This is a genomic window from Shinella kummerowiae, assembly GCF_009827055.1.
Lineage (GTDB): Bacteria > Pseudomonadota > Alphaproteobacteria > Rhizobiales > Rhizobiaceae > Shinella > Shinella kummerowiae.
Window position 1 is genome coordinate 372,927 of sequence record NZ_WUMK01000007.1, and the last position, 14,429, is coordinate 387,355.

Here is a 14,429-nt window from a genome sequence, read left to right on the forward strand (position 1 = left end):
AAATGCCAAGCCCTCCTCCATGTTGTTCGTGAAAGCGCGCTCGACGACTGTGCTTCCTGTTTCAGTCGCCGCGCATGCTGGCACAACCAATCTGCCGACGGAAGGCCGCCAGCCGATCTGACGGGGACTATCCTCGCATCAGCGGGGGAAAGTCAAGCACTTTTGCTCAATCGTCTGAACATATGTCGCATTTTCCATTTCGTGTGTTAAGGTGGCGCAGAACGATTGCAGACAGATGGAGGCGACGTGACAAGGCTCCGGCGCGACACACACACGGCCTATTCGGAATCGGCCGCCCTGCGGCTCAGGGCCGCCTGGCTCTATTACAACCAGGGCCTCACCCAGAAGGACGTGGCGGAAAAGATCGGCGTCAGCCGCAGCACCGTCATCCGCATGCTCGACGAGGCGCTGAAGCGCTCCGAAGTGCAGATCTGGATCAACGAGGGCGTGGCCGATTGCGTCGAACTCGCCGTGCGCCTGGAGAAGGCCTACGGGCTGGATGAGGCCGTGGTGGTGCCGGCGGCGCAGAGCGCGGAGGCGACGGCAAAGGGCGTGGGGCTGGCGCTTGGCCAGTTCCTGACCGAGGCGATCCCGGACGATTGCACCATCGGTGTCGGCTGGGGGCGCACATTGACTGCCTCGCTCGCCAGTTTCCGCCCGGTGCGGCGGGAGCGCGTCAAGGTCGTCTCGCTGCTCGGCGGCGTGGTCGAGGCGCACCACATCAACCCGATCGAATATACCTGGCGGCTGGCGAGCCAGCTCGGCGCGGAATGTTACCTGTTCCTCGCGCCGCTGCTCGTCGATTCGCGGGAGACCAAGCGTAGCCTCATCGAGAAGTGCGGCCTGAAAACTCTGTTCGAACTGGCGGAGAACATGGATATCGCGGTGGTGAGCTGCGGCGATATCGGGCCGCGCGCCAGCTCTCTATCGCGCGATTTCATCGCCCGGCACGAGTTAGAGGAATTGATCGCGGCCGGCTGCGTCTGCGATACGATGTGCAATTTTCTGGATGCCGAAGGGCACACGATCGATCATCCGATCCGCCACCGGGTCATGTCGATCGACCTCGAAACCGTGAGCAAGGCGCGTCATATCGTGCTGGTTTCGGGCGGCGCGCACCGGGCGCCGGCCATTCGCGCCACGATCCGTCGCGTCGGCTGCAACACGCTGATCACCGACGAGGGGGCGGCGCAGGCCATGTTGCGGTTGGCCGAAACCTCCGCTGCTGCCTGAGCGCTAAAGCAAGTCGAGGCGGATGGCGCGGGTGATCGCGCCCGTGATGTTGCGGGCGCCGAGTTTATCGATGGCGCTGCGCATGGCGTCTGCAACACGCGGCATAGCGAGATCGGTTTCGAGCACGATATCGGCCGGCGTCCTGCCATTGGCGGCAAGTTCGAGACACCGTCTTTCGATTTCGGTCAATTCGGGGCGGCGGGAAAGGTCATTTTCCGAGGACGTCATGCGCCCCGCTTAAAGGCAGACGTGCGACGCGCAAAGCGTAAGCCGCTTCAATGCTTAACGGGACACGGCCGTTTTTTGCCCTTGTGTCCCGTTATGAGGCAGATTTCATCCCTTCCGTCGGCCTGATGTCCTGCGACGCCGCGCCGTCGCAAAGAGATGGGGATTTGCCTTCAGGCGCTGCTAGCTGGTAAGCCACGCGCGAAAAGGCTGGAGATGGGGCGTGACATCCAAGGAACAGAAGGCGGCGATCCGCAACGAGCGGTTGGCCTTGCGTGATGCGATGACGCCGGAGGCGCGCATCGAAGGCAGCCTGGCCATGGTCGAACATGCGGGCGACCGCCTCGATTTTGAACCGGGCACCGTCATTTCGGGGTTCTGGCCGATCCGCTCGGAGGCCGATATCCGTCCGCTTCTGGCACATTTGCGCACGCGCGGCGCAAGGCTCTGCTTGCCCGTCGTGCTCGACCGGGAAACCATCGTTTTCCGCGAACTCGTTGTCGGTGCGCCTGTCGTGAAGACGGGGTTCGGCACGACCGGACCGGGGCCGGAGGCTGCCGTGCTCGATCCGGATATCCTGCTCGTCCCGCTTTCTGCCTTCGACCGGGCAGGGCATCGCATCGGCTACGGTGCCGGCCATTACGACCGGGCGATCGACCGCCTGAAGGCGAAAGGCCACGCGCCGAAACTGATCGGCATTGCGTTCGACTGCCAGGAAGTGGCATCAGTACCCGCAGAGCCGCACGACGTCCCCCTGGACGCCATCCTCACCGAGAGCGGCTTTCGTTTGTTCCAACAGGTTTTGTAAGGCAGTTCGATGCGTTTTCTTTTTCTGGGCGACATGGTGGGCAAGACCGGACGGACGGCTGTCTGGCAGCGCCTGCCGGGGCTGATCAGCGACTTCAAGCTGGATTTCGTCGTCGTCAACGGGGAGAACGCGGCCGGCGGCTTCGGCATCACGGAAGAAATCTTTCTCGAAACCGTCAATGCCGGTGCGGATGTGGTGACGACCGGCAACCACGTCTGGGACCAGAAGGAAGCGGTGACGTTTGCCGGCCGGCACGACCAGTTCCTGCGTCCTGCCAACTATCCCGCCGGCACACCCGGCCGCGGCGCCAATCTGTTCGTCGCCCGCAACGGTGCCCGCGTGCTCGTGGCCAATGTCATGGGCCGGGTCTTCATGCATCCGGAACTCGATGACCCCTTCAAGGCCGGCGAAGCGATCCTCGCCTCCTGCCCGCTCGGCGAGCAGGCGGATGCCATCATCTTCGATTTCCACGCTGAGGCGACCAGCGAAAAACAATGTTTTGGCCATTTCGTCGATGGCCGCGCGAGCGTCGTGGTTGGCACGCATACCCATGTGCCGACGGCCGATTGCCAGATCCTGAATGGCGGGACGGGTTATATGTCGGATGCCGGCATGTGTGGCGACTACGATTCCTCGCTCGGCATGGAGAAGGAAGAGCCGCTTAACCGCTTCATTTCCAAAATGCCGAAGAGCCGCTTCGAGGCGGCCTCCGGGCCGGCGACGATCTGCGGCCTGGCGGTCGAAATCTCCGACCGCACGGGACTTGCCGAGAAGATCGCGCCGCTTCGCCTCGGCCCGCGGCTGGCCGAAACGGTGCCGGATTTCTGGCGCTGATCCTATGCGATGCCCGCAAGGGCAAAGCGCCTCAGATCATGTGACGAAGATGATCGGCCGAGCCGCCGTTGAAGGTCAGATGCGCCTTCACGCCGACATCCGGTTCTTCGTCCGGGTTGAAATTCGCCTTGGCGATCTCCCAGCCGAATTTCAGTTTGCTACCGGTCGAAGCCCAGACTTCCGCATCCTCGATCTCGAGGGCCAGCATGGTGAGCTTGGGATCCTTCTTGCCGTGGTCGAACCAGGCCTCCACGACGGAACTCCAGTATTCGTCGACCTTGGCAGGATCCCGGCGGACGGAAATCCGCCCGGCAAGGCAGGCGTGATAGTCATGATCCTTACCGACGACGCAAAAATGCGCGCGCGCTCCTGGCACGATGGCATCTACGATTTCCGCATCCGTCTTGGTGAAAAACCAGATCGTCCTTGTCTGGCGATCGAGCTGCGGCGCCATCGGCTGCATATGCATGTGGCTTCCTTCGATACCGAGCATGCCGGCATGAATCCTGTCTATCTCGTCGAAGAGCTGTTCCTTCGGGTTTTCACGGGCCCGGGTAAGATTGGACATGGCGTACCTCTCAGTCGTTCGATTGAGTTCTGGCTGAACGTGCTGCGATGAAGAAGGTTCCGGAGGCGTGCGGCGGTCAAACGATTGTGATCGTCGCGTTTGGCCGATAATCTCGACCGAAACGGCCCGTGGGCGCATAGTCGGGTCGACCAATGAACGGAGCCGCTGATGCCGCATCTCCTGCTCATTCCGTTTCTGCTTGTCGCTCTTGCCTTTGTTGCTGCACCGCGGTCATCCCTTGCGCAGGCCGAAGCGCCGGTCAGCCAGTGCCAGATGATCGCAAGATCTCTTCCCTCCGTTACGTTCGCCAGCTTTTCCACGCCCAAGCCGCTGCAGGTTCAGGCGAAAGCCAACGAGGAGGTCCGCATCACCTATGTGGGGCATTCGACCTTCTTCATCGAAACGCCTGCGGGCGTGAAGATCGCCACCGACTATAACGGCTGGTACAAGCCGCCGGCGCTGCCGACCGTGGTGACGATGAACAAGGCCCATTCCAGCCACTACACGATGACGCCGGAGCCCGGCATCGAATATGTGCTGCATGGATGGCAGGACGGATCGGAAAAGGGGGCGGACCATGATGTCGTGGTTGGCGACACCTATATCCGCAACGTAGCCACCGACATCCGCAACTGGGGTGGAGCGATGGAGGCGAACGGCAATTCCATCTTCATCTTCGAAGTCGCCGGCCTCTGCATCGGCCATCTCGGCCACCTGCACCACGAGTTGACGGAAAAACAATATGCCGAGATCGGCCGGCTCGATGTGCTGATGGTGCCGGTCGATGGCGGGCTGACCATGGGGGCGGAAAGCATGAGCCGCGTCGTGCAGCGGCTGCGTTCCTCGCTCATCCTGCCCATGCATCGCCGCGGGCCGCCGATCAGCCAGTTCCTTTCGATGTTCGGGACCGGCTTCGATGCGGTGACGGATGAGGACGCGTCGATCACCGTTTCCATCCGCAGCTTGCCGAAGCGCCCGACGATTCATATTCTCTCCGGCGTCTGATGTCGGAGTCTCTTGATGCGCTTTTTCCTTGCCGTCCCTGTCCTGCTGCTCTCGCCTGCGTTTGCTTTCGCGAGCGGCGCACCGACGCCCGGCGGCCCCGCTGTCGAATCCGGCCAGCCGCGCGAGACGGTGACGCAGCCCGTGGAAAAGGTCCCGACCCGTTCCTTCGGTTTGGCCGAGCGCTTCGTCATGCCGTCCGGCAATATCGGCTGCACCTATATTCCGGCAGGTGGCACCGAGGTGTATCAGCCGGCCGATGGCGGGCCGGAACTTTCCTGTGACCGGATCGAGCCGAAATACCTGCGTGCGACGCTCGGCCGGAGCGGCAAGGCCGTGGTGCGCACGAATGTCGGCGACCAGGGTTGCTGTGGCGCTGAGAACACCGTCGACTATGGTCAAACCTGGTCGGCCGGCCCGTTCACCTGCTATTCCGAGCGCACGGGGCTCACCTGCGAGCGCAATGACGGCCACTCCTTCCTGCTGAGCCGCGCCCGCGTGCGGGCGGACTGAAATCCGTCCGTCGCTTTGTTTGCGGGACTGCTGGACGTTCGGCGGCAATGAAATTATAAGGCGGCATTTCGAAAATCGGGGCTTGAGAGCGGCGCGTCACCGCGGCGGAGGCTCCGGCACAGTGACCGGCGACCGGGAACGGGCGCCAAAAAACGAGACAGGGGTGCCATGGCTGGCCATTCACAGTTCAAGAATATCATGCACCGCAAGGGTCGGCAGGATTCCGTGCGGTCGAAAATGTTCTCCAAGCTTGCCCGCGAAATCACCGTGGCGGCAAAGACCGGTCTTCCCGACCCGGCGATGAATGCCCGCCTGCGTCTGGCGATCCAGAATGCCAAGGCGCAGTCCATGCCGAAGGACAATATCGAGCGCGCCGTCAAGAAGGCGTCCGGCGCGGAAGGCGAGAACTACGAAGAAGTCCGTTACGAAGGTTATGGCCCGGGCGGCGTCGCCGTCATCGTCGAGGCGCTGACCGACAACCGCAACCGCACCGCCTCTTCGGTGCGCTCGACCTTTTCGAAGGCTGGCGGCGCGCTTGGTGAAACCGGTTCGGTTTCGTTCTCCTTCGACCGCGTCGGGGAAATCACCTACAAGCTTTCCGTCGGTGACGCCAATGCGGTCATGGAAGCGGCCATCGACGCTGGCGCCGAGGACGTGACGACGGACGAGGACGGCCACACGATCATCTGCGGTTTCGAGGATATCGGCGAGGTTTCCAAGGCGCTGGAAGACAAGCTCGGCGAAGCCGAGACGGTCAAGGCGATCTGGAAAGCGCAGAACACCGTGCCGGTCGACGAGGACAAGGCGCAGTCGCTGATGAAGCTCATCGACACGCTGGAAGACGACGATGACGTGCAGAACGTCTATTCGAACTTCGAAGTCTCCGACGAAGTCATGGCCAAACTTTCGGCCTGATCGAACGAACCGTGCCCTCCCGTTGTCATCCTCGGGCTTGACCCGAGGATCCACGTGGCATGGATGGTCGGACCAAGTCCGGCCATGACGACAGAGAGGTTCATTGAAAAGGCCGGGCGCCGTGTGGCCCCGGCCTTTTTCGCTACGCGGCGAGTGCGAGCCCCTGCCGCGCCTCGGCAAACAGCCGCACCGATTTCAGCCGGGCGTCCATGTCGTAGATCGGCATGGAGACGATCAGCTCGTCGGCCTTGGTGATCGACAGGAAATCGGCGATCTGGCGCTTGATCTTGTCCGGCCCGCCGACCACCGCATATTGCAGCGTGTGCTCGACATTGATGCGCTCCCCCTCGCTCCAGTGCGGATCCATGTCGTCGACCGGGGCCGGGAACGCGCCCGGCGTGCCGCGGCGCAGGCGCACGAAGGATTGCTGCATCGACGTGAAGAGATAGTCGGCCTCCGCATCCGTATCGGCGGCGGCGCCCATCACGCCCACCATGGCATGCGGCTTGTCGAGATATTGCGACGGCTCGAAGCGTTCGCGGTAGATGTCCAGCGCAGTCAACAGCATGTCCGGCGCGAAATGCGAGGCAAAGGCGAAGGGCAGGCCGAGCATGCCGGCAAGATGGGCCGAATAATGACTGGAGCCGAGGAGCCAGACTGGCACGTTACTGCCCGCGCCGGGAATGGCGATGACCTTTTGCTCCGGGCTCGTCGGTCCCATAAGCTGCATCAGCTCGACGACATCCTGCGGGAAGTTGTTCGCGGCGCTGTCGAGGTTGCGGCGCAGCGCCTGGGCCGTGCGCATGTCCGTGCCGGGCGCGCGGCCGAGGCCAAGGTCGACGCGATCGGGGAAGAGGGCGGCGAGCGTGCCGAACTGTTCGGCGATGACGAGTGGCGAATGGTTCGGCAGCATGATGCCGCCGGAGCCGACGCGGATCTTTTCCGTGCCCGCTGCGACATGCTGGATGACGAGCGAGGTTGCGGCGCTGGCAATGCCGCGCATGCCGTGGTGCTCGGCCAGCCAGAAGCGCTTGTAGCCATAAGCCTCCGCTTCCTGCGCGAGCCGGCGCGAGTTTTCCAGTGATTGGGCGACGGTGCCGCCTTCGATGACCGGGGAAAGATCCAGGATGGAGAAGGGCACCATGGGAGCGGCCTCTTTGTAAGGGAATTTGATCGTCCTCCCATGTAGGTTCAGTTCTGTGAAATCCAAGCGACCCGTTTCAGGTTTTCGGAAGCCTCGTCGTAAAAGTCCGAATGTTTTTGGTTTGTTCACATTTCACTGGCAGGGTCACCCCGACAAGATTAGGGTTTCAGCATGCAGGAAACGATTCGCATCATCGGCATCGATCCGGGGCTTCGCCGCACCGGCTGGGGTGTCATCGATACCCTCGGCAACTCGTTGCGCTTCGTCGCTTCCGGTACGGTGACCTCCGATGGCGACGCCGATCTCGCCTCACGCCTCTGCCAGTTGCACGATGGTCTTGCCGAGATCATCCACAGCTACCAGCCGCAGGAGGCGGCCGTCGAACAGACCTTCGTCAACAAGGACGCGGTGGCGACGTTGAAACTCGGCCAGGCGCGCGGCATCGCCATGCTGGTGCCGGCGCGGGCGGGCCTGCGCGTCGCCGAATATGCGCCGAACGCGGTCAAGAAGGCGGTCATCGGCGTTGGTCATGGCGAGAAGCAGCAGATCCACATGATGCTGAAGGTGCTGATGCCGAAGGCCACCTTCGTTGGCAACGACGCCGCCGATGCACTGGCCATCGCCATCTGCCACGCCCACAATCGCCAGGGCCTTTCCGGTCGCCTCGCCAAGCTTGTCGGCTGATTTGTTCTTGACTTGTTCCAGTCTGGGCGATAAGTAATACCGCAGAGGTATTACCATGCGTGTTACGGAAAAAGGCCAGGTGACGATCCCGAAAGACATCCGCGACCGGCTGAACATCAGCCCGGGCTCGGAGGTGGATTTTGTGGCCGACGACAGGGGGGCGAGGCTGATCGTCGTCTCCGGTGGCAAGGTGGGTGAACCTGAAGATTTCGAGGCCTGGATAAAAAGCCGATCCGGCATGTTCGATACCGGCGGCATGACGGCCGATGAATATGTGGAGTGGCTACGGGGACCGCGCGATGATCTCGGTTCTGATTGACACCAATATTATCATCGATGTGTTTGGACCGGAAACGCCGTTCAAGGTGTGGTCGTCGCAGGCTATCCTCACGCTCAAGCCGGACGTGCAGTTCATTTTGTCGCCCATCGTCTGGGCGGAACTGGCTGGTATGATGCCGAGCGAGGACGAACTTGCGCAATCGCTCTCGCGGCTTAACCCTGTGCGCGAAGCGTTGCCGTTTTCTGCCGCCTACCAGGCCGGAATGGCGCATCAGCGTTACCGGCGGGCCGGCGGACAGCGGGAGCGAACCCTGCCCGATTTCCTGATCGGCGCCCATGCGGCCGTGCGCGCTCATCGACTTTTGACACGCGATGCCGCGCGCTACCGAACCTATTTTCCCGCGCTCGACATCCTGTCCCCCGAAACCCATCCCTGACGGATCCTCCCATGATTGGCAAACTCAAAGGCACAATCGACGAGATCGGCGACGACTATGTGGTCCTCGACGTGCATGGCGTCGGCTATGTTGCCCATTGCTCCGCGCGCACGCTGGGTAAACTCGGTTCGGCCGGCGAGGCGACGGTGCTGTTCATCGAGACCTATGTGCGGGAGGATCAGTTCAGGCTGTTCGGCTTCCTGACGGCGTTGGAGCGGGAGTGGTTTCGCCTGTTGCAGAGCGTCCAGGGGGTGGGCTCCAAGGTGGCGCTCGGCGTGCTCTCGACGCTGACGCCGGGCGAACTGGCCAATGCCATCGCGCTGCAGGACAAGACGGCGGTGTCGCGGGCGCCGGGCGTCGGGCCGAAGGTTGCGGTGCGTATCGTCACCGAGCTGCGCAACAAGGCGCCGGCTTTTGCCGGCGAGGCGTCGGCCTCGATCGGTCTCAAGCAGGAGCTGGGAGAAGGGGTGGCCTCGGCGCCTGTTTCCGATGCCGTCTCCGCGCTCACCAATCTCGGTTATTCGCGTGACCAGGCGGCCAACGCGGTCGCGGCGGCGCTAAAGAACGGCGGGGAGGGCGGTGACAGCGCCAAGCTCATCCGCCTCGGCCTCAAGGAATTGTCGCGGTGATGCGGTTGCCTTCCGCCGTGGACAATGGGATTAGGGCGCGATGAGCGACGAGAACGGACTGCTTTCGCCGGAAAAACGCGGCGAGGACATCGATACCGCCTTGCGGCCCCAGACGCTGGACGATTTTACCGGCCAGGCGGAGGCGCGCGCCAACCTCAAAATCTTCATCGAAGCGGCGAAGAACCGCGGTGAGGCGCTCGACCACGTGCTCTTCGTCGGCCCGCCCGGCCTCGGCAAGACGACGCTCGCGCAGATCATGGCGAAGGAGCTCGGCGTCAATTTCCGCTCGACCTCCGGTCCGGTTATCGCCAAGGCGGGCGACCTTGCGGCGCTGCTGACCAATCTCGAAGAGCGCGACGTGCTCTTCATCGATGAAATCCACCGCCTCAATCCGGCTGTCGAGGAAATCCTCTATCCGGCCATGGAGGATTTCCAGCTCGACCTGATCATCGGCGAAGGCCCGGCCGCGCGCTCTGTGAAGATCGACCTGTCGAAGTTCACGCTCGTTGCCGCGACCACCCGCCTCGGCCTGCTCACCACCCCCCTGCGCGACCGTTTCGGTATTCCGGTGCGGCTCAATTTCTACACCGTCGAGGAGCTGGAATCGATCGTGCGCCGCGGTGCGCGGCTGATGGGGCTCGGCATTACGGAGGAGGGCGCGCGCGAGATTGCGCGTCGCGCGCGCGGCACGCCGCGTATCGCCGGGCGTCTGCTGCGTCGGGTGCGGGATTTTGCCGAAGTGGCGCGGGCGGAGGCGGTAACGCAACAGATTGCGGACGAGGCGCTGACGCGGCTGCTCGTCGACAATATGGGTCTCGACCAGCTTGATCGGCGTTATCTGTCCATGATCGCCCACAATTTTGGCGGTGGGCCAGTCGGTATTGAGACGATCGCCGCTGGCCTGTCTGAACCGCGCGACGCGATCGAGGATATCATCGAGCCCTATATGATCCAGCAGGGTTTCATCCAGCGCACGCCGCGTGGCCGTGTTTTGACCGCAAATGCCTGGAAACATATGGGGCTTACGCCGCCAAAGGATCTCGAGGCGTCGCAGTTCAGGCTGTTTACCGAGGACGACTGATGTGCTGACCCGGCGTGGGATGCTCAAAACCTTCGGTGGATTGTTTGCCGCGGGTTTTGCATCATCTACTTACGCCGTCGGCATCGAGCCGCTTTTGCGGTTGCGCACGACGACCTACCAAATCTCGCCACCTGGTTGGCCGGAAGGTCAAAAACTCCGGATCGTTGCGCTTGCCGACATTCACGCCTGCGAACCCTGGATGAATGCGCGCCGCATCGGCGATATCTGCCGCTATGCCAACGATCTCGGCGGTGACATCGTCGTTCTGCTCGGCGACTATGTTTCCAGCATGCGCGCGGTCTGGAGCCAGGTGCCGCCGGACATATGGGCGGCGGAATTGTCGGCGCTTCGTGCGCCGCTCGGCGTCCACGCCGTTCTCGGAAACCATGACTGGTGGGACGATCTGGATGCACAGGCGGCTGACGGCGGCGACACACTCAGCCATCGTGTGCTGCAGGCGGCCGGTATTGCCGTTTATTCCAATCGGGCTGCGCGGATCCAAACGGCGACGGGCGCCTTCTGGCTTGCCGGCCTCGAAGACCAGATCGCACTGCGTCCTGGTCGATCCTGGAACCGCTTTGCGTATGTCGGTCTCGATGATCTGCCGGGCACACTCGCGCAGGTTACGGATGACGCGCCGATCCTCCTGCTGGCGCATGAGCCGGATATCTTTCCGCAGGTGCCTGCGCGGGTTTCCCTGACGCTTTCGGGCCATACCCATGGCGGGCAGGTACGGCTGTTCGGCTACTCGCCCATGGTGCCATCGGCGTATGGCAACCGCTTCGCCTATGGTCATGTGATCGAGGATGGCCGGCATCTGTGCGTCTCCGGCGGGCTTGGCTGTTCCATCGCGCCGGTGCGCTTCGGCTCGCCGCCGGAAATCATGGTTGTCGAACTCGGCTGACCCTCTTGTCTTGCAATTGCCGGCGCTTTGCGGGAGAGAGGCGGAACCTGTAAGCCGGATTCGACCATGACGGACGTCAACCATCATCTCTCGGGCCAACTGACCGAGGCGGGCCATCGGCTCAAGCAGCGGGTCTATTACGAAGACACCGACTTTTCCGGTGTGGTCTATCATGCCCGCTATCTGCATTTCATGGAACGCGGCCGGACGGATTACCTGCGGCTGCTCGGCGTCGAACAGGGCAGCCTCGTTCTGGAGGAGGATCGCGAAGGCCTCGTCTTCGTCGTGCACCGCATGGAGATCGACTTCAAGTCACCGGCGCGCATGGACGATATCCTGACGATCCTCACCTCGACGGAGAAGGCCGGCGGCGCGAAGATGATCCTCAACCAGGAAATCCGGCGCGGAGAACAGTTGCTGATCGCCGCCCGCGTGATCATCGCGGTCATCAATTCGGCCGGTCGCCCCCGTCGCCTGCCGGAAGCTCTGGCCGCGCGTTTTCTTGCCAAGACGCAAGAAGTTTTCGGCGCGCATTAGCAGTAACACTCCCTTAACCATAATGATGTCTTACTCAGGTCGTGAGGATTTTGTGCACTGCACGTCATCCTTTAACCAAAATTGCCGTCAAGAAGGCAGGTTGTAAGCGTTTTGACCGGCATGGCAGCCGGCGGCATCAACCGGACATTCTTGACGGGCACGCGAAGCAGTGTGGAGTAAAATCCTGGGCTGTGACGCACGTTTCTGTGAATGCCGATGCGGGTTCCACCTCCCAGGAGACCGTGCGGCGTGAATGTTACCCGGTTCGAGCCGCAAAGGCCCGTGCCGGGTGTTTGGATTCGGGGACATAGGTCTATGGAACAAGTGGGTTTGGAAGCGGCGCACAGCGTGACTCTTTGGGCACTCTTCATGCAAGCCGGATTCGTCGTCAAGCTGGTCATGCTCGGCCTGATCGCCGCGTCCGTGTGGACCTGGGCCATCGTCGTCGACAAGACGGTGAGCTACGGCAGGGCACGTCGCCAGCTTGACAGTTTCGAACAGGTGTTCTGGTCGGGGCAGTCGCTGGAGGAGCTTTACCGCACGCTCTCCGACCGCCAGACATCAGGCATGAGCGCCATTTTCGTGGCTGCGATGCGGGAATGGAAGAAGAGCTTCGAGCGTGGCGCGCGCTCGCCGATCGGCCTTCAGATGCGTATCGACCGGGCGATGGACGTGACGCTGTCGCGTGAATCCGAAACGCTGGAAGCTCGCCTCGGCTCGCTTGCCACCATCGGTTCAGCAGCGCCCTTCGTCGGTCTCTTCGGCACCGTCGTCGGTATCATGACCTCGTTCCAGGCCATCGCCGGTTCCAAGCAGACGAGCCTTGCGGTCGTGGCGCCTGGTATCGCCGAAGCGCTTCTTGCAACTGCAATCGGCCTGCTTGCCGCAATTCCGGCGGTTATTGCCTACAACAAATTCTCTGCTGATGCCGGCAAGCTGACGGCGCGCATGGAAGGTTTTGCGGACGAGTTCTCCGCCATCCTCTCGCGCCAGATCGATGAAAAGCTGCAACCGCGCGCTGCGGCGCAGTGATAGCAGGCTGAAACGGAGACGACGCCAATGGGCATGTCAGTCGGTGCAAAGAATTCGGGCGGCGGTCGCCGCCGTCGCGGGGGCAGCAAAAAGGCCCCGATGAGCGAGATCAACGTGACGCCGTTCGTCGACGTCATGCTCGTGCTGCTGATCATCTTCATGGTGGCAGCGCCCCTGATGACGGTGGGTGTGCCGATCGACCTGCCGAAGACGAAGGCGAGCGCGCTGAATGCCGATACGCAGCCGATCACCGTTTCGGTCAAGGCCGACGGTCAGGTCTTCCTGCAGGAAACGGCGATCCCGATCGACGAGGTTGCCGCCAAGCTGCAGGCCGTGGCGACCACGGGTTACACAGAGCGCGTCTTCGTGCGCGGCGACGGCAATGCGCCTTATGGCGTTGTCGCCGACGTGATGTCGCGCATCCAGGCTGGCGGGTTCACCAATATCGGCCTCGTCACCGAGCAGAAACCGGACAGGTAATCGCAGGCCATGAAGGGCAGCCTTACCACATCCGCCGTGCTTCACGCCCTGGTCCTCACCGCGGCGCTGGTTTCGCTCGGCAGTCCTGAAAGTTTCGACGTCGTCAGCGTCGAGGCGCTGCCGGTCGACATGGTGTCGATCGAGGAGCTGACGCAGATCCAGCAGGGCGACAAGAAGGCCGAAGTCAGGGAAAAGGCCGCCCCCATTCCGACCAAGAAGGAAACGCCGGTCGAGAATGCGGAAAACGCTGGCGACAACGAGGTCGACCTGAAGAATACGCCGACGCCGGAGGAAAAGCCGCGCGAAGTCGAGACCGCCGCTTCGCCGGAAAAGGCGGAGAAGGTCGTCCAGACGCCAGATACAAAGCCCGTCGAGGATGTGAAACAGGAAGAGCCTGCCAGCGAGCCGTCGACGGAGGTCGCGGCGACCGCCGAGACCAAGCAGGAGGTCAAGCCGGACCCGAAGCCCGAGGCGACGCCTACCGAGGAAAAGCCGACCGTGGACCCGGAAGCCGAGGCGCTGCCCGACAAGATTCCGCTTCCCGAGATGAAGCCGAAGCTCGAAACCGCGAAGGCCGAGACCAAGAAGGCGGAAGAGAGCAAGAAGGTCGAGACGGCGAAGGCCGAGACCGCCAAGACGCCGGACCGCAAGAAAGACCAGAAGAAGAAGCAGGAGAAGGCAAGCTCGCTGAACGACAGCGACTTCAATGCCGATGAGATTTCTGCGCTTCTCAACAAGGAAAAGGCAGCCGGCGGCGGCGCCAAGCGCTCGCAGGAGCAGGCAGCGCTGGGCGGCAAGAAGACGACGAGCGGCACCAAGCTGAGCCTCAGCGAAATGGATGCGCTGCGCGGCCAGATCGAGAACAACTGGTCGATCACGCCCGGCATGTCCGACGCCGCGGACGTGCGTATCAAGGTGACCATGCAGCTCGACCAGAACGGCGACATCATCGGCGAGCCGGAAGTCGTTGCGACGGGCGGTTCGGATTCTGCGCGACGTGCGCTAGCCGGCGGTGTGCGCCGCGCCATCATGAAATCACGGCCCTTCAAGGGGCTGCCGCCTGAAAAATATGACGCCTGGAACGAAGTCGTCGTGAACTTCGACCCCAGCGCAATGATGTAAGA

Annotated in this window: 19 protein-coding genes; 16 read left to right on the top strand and 3 right to left on the bottom strand. The window is 62.5% G+C overall.

Annotated elements, in window-relative coordinates; all coding sequences use genetic code 11:
- The first annotated feature begins 246 nt into the window (after positions 1-246).
- The gene (locus GR138_RS20085) at positions 247-1,233 is read left to right on the top strand and encodes a sugar-binding domain-containing protein (RefSeq protein WP_160861032.1); all 987 of its coding nucleotides are present in this window, start codon (positions 247-249) and stop codon (positions 1,231-1,233) included.
- A 3-nt stretch (positions 1,234-1,236) separates the two neighbouring features.
- Here GR138_RS20085 and GR138_RS20090 read toward each other — a convergent pair whose 3' ends face one another.
- A complete protein-coding gene (locus GR138_RS20090; RefSeq protein ID WP_160861033.1) occupies positions 1,237-1,461 on the bottom strand; it encodes a helix-turn-helix domain-containing protein in 225 nt (74 codons plus the stop codon).
- Positions 1,462-1,681: 220 nt separating this feature from the next.
- Here GR138_RS20090 and GR138_RS20095 point away from each other — a divergent pair, with 220 nt between their 5' ends.
- Both GR138_RS20095 and GR138_RS20100 read left to right on the top strand, forming a co-directional pair.
- Entirely contained in the window at positions 1,682-2,266 is a 585-nt protein-coding gene (locus GR138_RS20095; RefSeq protein ID WP_160861034.1) for a 5-formyltetrahydrofolate cyclo-ligase, read from the top strand.
- Between the two features lie 9 nt (positions 2,267-2,275).
- Positions 2,276-3,100 carry a TIGR00282 family metallophosphoesterase gene (locus GR138_RS20100; RefSeq protein ID WP_160861035.1) on the top strand — a complete coding sequence of 275 codons (825 nt, stop codon included), beginning with the start codon at positions 2,276-2,278 and terminating at the stop codon, positions 3,098-3,100.
- Between the two features lie 31 nt (positions 3,101-3,131).
- Here GR138_RS20100 and GR138_RS20105 read toward each other — a convergent pair whose 3' ends face one another.
- A complete protein-coding gene (locus GR138_RS20105) occupies positions 3,132-3,668 on the bottom strand; it encodes a pyridoxamine 5'-phosphate oxidase family protein (protein ID WP_160861036.1) in 537 nt (178 codons plus the stop codon).
- Between the two features lie 165 nt (positions 3,669-3,833).
- Between GR138_RS20105 and GR138_RS20110 the strand changes: the two genes are divergently transcribed.
- The 3 genes from GR138_RS20110 to GR138_RS20120 all read left to right on the top strand — a co-directional run bounded on the left by GR138_RS20110 (position 3,834) and on the right by GR138_RS20120 (position 6,098).
- A complete protein-coding gene (locus GR138_RS20110) occupies positions 3,834-4,673 on the top strand; it encodes an MBL fold metallo-hydrolase (RefSeq protein WP_420853688.1) in 840 nt (279 codons plus the stop codon).
- A 15-nt stretch (positions 4,674-4,688) separates the two neighbouring features.
- On the top strand, positions 4,689-5,183 hold the full coding sequence (locus tag GR138_RS20115) for a hypothetical protein (RefSeq protein ID WP_160861038.1): 495 nt from the start codon (positions 4,689-4,691) through the stop codon (positions 5,181-5,183).
- 168 nt (positions 5,184-5,351) lie between these two features.
- Complete coding sequence (locus tag GR138_RS20120; protein WP_160861039.1) at positions 5,352-6,098, top strand: YebC/PmpR family DNA-binding transcriptional regulator; 747 nt, start codon at positions 5,352-5,354, stop codon at positions 6,096-6,098.
- Between the two features lie 142 nt (positions 6,099-6,240).
- Here GR138_RS20120 and GR138_RS20125 read toward each other — a convergent pair whose 3' ends face one another.
- On the bottom strand, positions 6,241-7,242 hold the full coding sequence (locus tag GR138_RS20125; RefSeq protein WP_160861040.1) for an LLM class flavin-dependent oxidoreductase: 1,002 nt from the start codon (positions 7,240-7,242) through the stop codon (positions 6,241-6,243).
- A gap of 171 nt (positions 7,243-7,413) precedes the next feature.
- Here GR138_RS20125 and ruvC point away from each other — a divergent pair, with 171 nt between their 5' ends.
- The 10 genes from ruvC to GR138_RS20175 all read left to right on the top strand — a co-directional run bounded on the left by ruvC (position 7,414) and on the right by GR138_RS20175 (position 14,427).
- The gene (gene ruvC, locus GR138_RS20130; protein ID WP_160861041.1) at positions 7,414-7,926 is read left to right on the top strand and encodes a crossover junction endodeoxyribonuclease RuvC; all 513 of its coding nucleotides are present in this window, start codon (positions 7,414-7,416) and stop codon (positions 7,924-7,926) included.
- Positions 7,927-7,981: 55 nt separating this feature from the next.
- Positions 7,982-8,245 carry an AbrB/MazE/SpoVT family DNA-binding domain-containing protein gene (locus GR138_RS20135; RefSeq protein ID WP_160861042.1) on the top strand — a complete coding sequence of 88 codons (264 nt, stop codon included), beginning with the start codon at positions 7,982-7,984 and terminating at the stop codon, positions 8,243-8,245.
- Positions 8,226-8,642, top strand: a complete 417-nt coding sequence (locus GR138_RS20140; protein ID WP_160861043.1) for a type II toxin-antitoxin system VapC family toxin — start codon at positions 8,226-8,228, stop codon at positions 8,640-8,642. The genes GR138_RS20135 and GR138_RS20140 overlap by 20 nt, the downstream gene beginning before the upstream one ends.
- 11 nt (positions 8,643-8,653) lie before the next feature.
- Entirely contained in the window at positions 8,654-9,271 is a 618-nt protein-coding gene (gene ruvA, locus GR138_RS20145) for a Holliday junction branch migration protein RuvA (RefSeq protein ID WP_160861044.1), read from the top strand.
- Positions 9,272-9,311: 40 nt separating this feature from the next.
- Positions 9,312-10,352 carry a Holliday junction branch migration DNA helicase RuvB gene (gene ruvB, locus GR138_RS20150; RefSeq protein ID WP_160861045.1) on the top strand — a complete coding sequence of 347 codons (1,041 nt, stop codon included), beginning with the start codon at positions 9,312-9,314 and terminating at the stop codon, positions 10,350-10,352.
- 1 nt (position 10,353) lies between these two features.
- Positions 10,354-11,256, top strand: coding sequence for a metallophosphoesterase (locus GR138_RS20155; RefSeq protein WP_338091127.1), 903 nt, complete (start codon positions 10,354-10,356; stop codon positions 11,254-11,256).
- Positions 11,257-11,322: 66 nt separating this feature from the next.
- Positions 11,323-11,793 (top strand): tol-pal system-associated acyl-CoA thioesterase, encoded by a 471-nt coding sequence (ybgC, locus tag GR138_RS20160; RefSeq protein WP_160861046.1) that lies wholly within the window; start codon positions 11,323-11,325, stop codon positions 11,791-11,793.
- Positions 11,794-12,108: 315 nt separating this feature from the next.
- The gene (tolQ, locus tag GR138_RS20165) at positions 12,109-12,825 is read left to right on the top strand and encodes a protein TolQ (RefSeq protein WP_160861047.1); all 717 of its coding nucleotides are present in this window, start codon (positions 12,109-12,111) and stop codon (positions 12,823-12,825) included.
- 27 nt (positions 12,826-12,852) lie between these two features.
- Positions 12,853-13,305 (top strand): protein TolR, encoded by a 453-nt coding sequence (gene tolR / locus GR138_RS20170; protein WP_160861048.1) that lies wholly within the window; start codon positions 12,853-12,855, stop codon positions 13,303-13,305.
- Between the two features lie 9 nt (positions 13,306-13,314).
- Positions 13,315-14,427 carry a hypothetical protein gene (locus tag GR138_RS20175; RefSeq protein WP_160861049.1) on the top strand — a complete coding sequence of 371 codons (1,113 nt, stop codon included), beginning with the start codon at positions 13,315-13,317 and terminating at the stop codon, positions 14,425-14,427.
- The last annotated feature ends 2 nt before the right edge of the window (positions 14,428-14,429 follow it).

Excerpts from the sequence above, each read along its gene's own strand:
- ruvC (WP_160861041.1), top strand. The coding sequence starts at position 7,414 with ATGCAGGAAACGATTCGCATCATCGGCATCGATCCGGGGCTTCGCCGC.
- GR138_RS20175 (WP_160861049.1), top strand. The coding sequence starts at position 13,315 with ATGAAGGGCAGCCTTACCACATCCGCCGTGCTTCACGCCCTGGTCCTC.
- GR138_RS20105 (WP_160861036.1), bottom strand. The coding sequence starts at position 3,668 with ATGTCCAATCTTACCCGGGCCCGTGAAAACCCGAAGGAACAGCTCTTC.
- ruvA (WP_160861044.1), top strand. The coding sequence starts at position 8,654 with ATGATTGGCAAACTCAAAGGCACAATCGACGAGATCGGCGACGACTAT.
- GR138_RS20115 (WP_160861038.1), top strand. The coding sequence starts at position 4,689 with ATGCGCTTTTTCCTTGCCGTCCCTGTCCTGCTGCTCTCGCCTGCGTTT.
- GR138_RS20125 (WP_160861040.1), bottom strand. The coding sequence starts at position 7,242 with ATGGTGCCCTTCTCCATCCTGGATCTTTCCCCGGTCATCGAAGGCGGC.
- GR138_RS20140 (WP_160861043.1), top strand. The coding sequence starts at position 8,226 with ATGATCTCGGTTCTGATTGACACCAATATTATCATCGATGTGTTTGGA.
- tolR (WP_160861048.1), top strand. The coding sequence starts at position 12,853 with ATGGGCATGTCAGTCGGTGCAAAGAATTCGGGCGGCGGTCGCCGCCGT.
- GR138_RS20100 (WP_160861035.1), top strand. The coding sequence starts at position 2,276 with ATGCGTTTTCTTTTTCTGGGCGACATGGTGGGCAAGACCGGACGGACG.
- tolQ (WP_160861047.1), top strand. The coding sequence starts at position 12,109 with ATGGAACAAGTGGGTTTGGAAGCGGCGCACAGCGTGACTCTTTGGGCA.
- ruvB (WP_160861045.1), top strand. The coding sequence starts at position 9,312 with ATGAGCGACGAGAACGGACTGCTTTCGCCGGAAAAACGCGGCGAGGAC.
- ybgC (WP_160861046.1), top strand. The coding sequence starts at position 11,323 with ATGACGGACGTCAACCATCATCTCTCGGGCCAACTGACCGAGGCGGGC.
- GR138_RS20090 (WP_160861033.1), bottom strand. The coding sequence starts at position 1,461 with ATGACGTCCTCGGAAAATGACCTTTCCCGCCGCCCCGAATTGACCGAA.
- GR138_RS20135 (WP_160861042.1), top strand. The coding sequence starts at position 7,982 with ATGCGTGTTACGGAAAAAGGCCAGGTGACGATCCCGAAAGACATCCGC.
- GR138_RS20120 (WP_160861039.1), top strand. The coding sequence starts at position 5,352 with ATGGCTGGCCATTCACAGTTCAAGAATATCATGCACCGCAAGGGTCGG.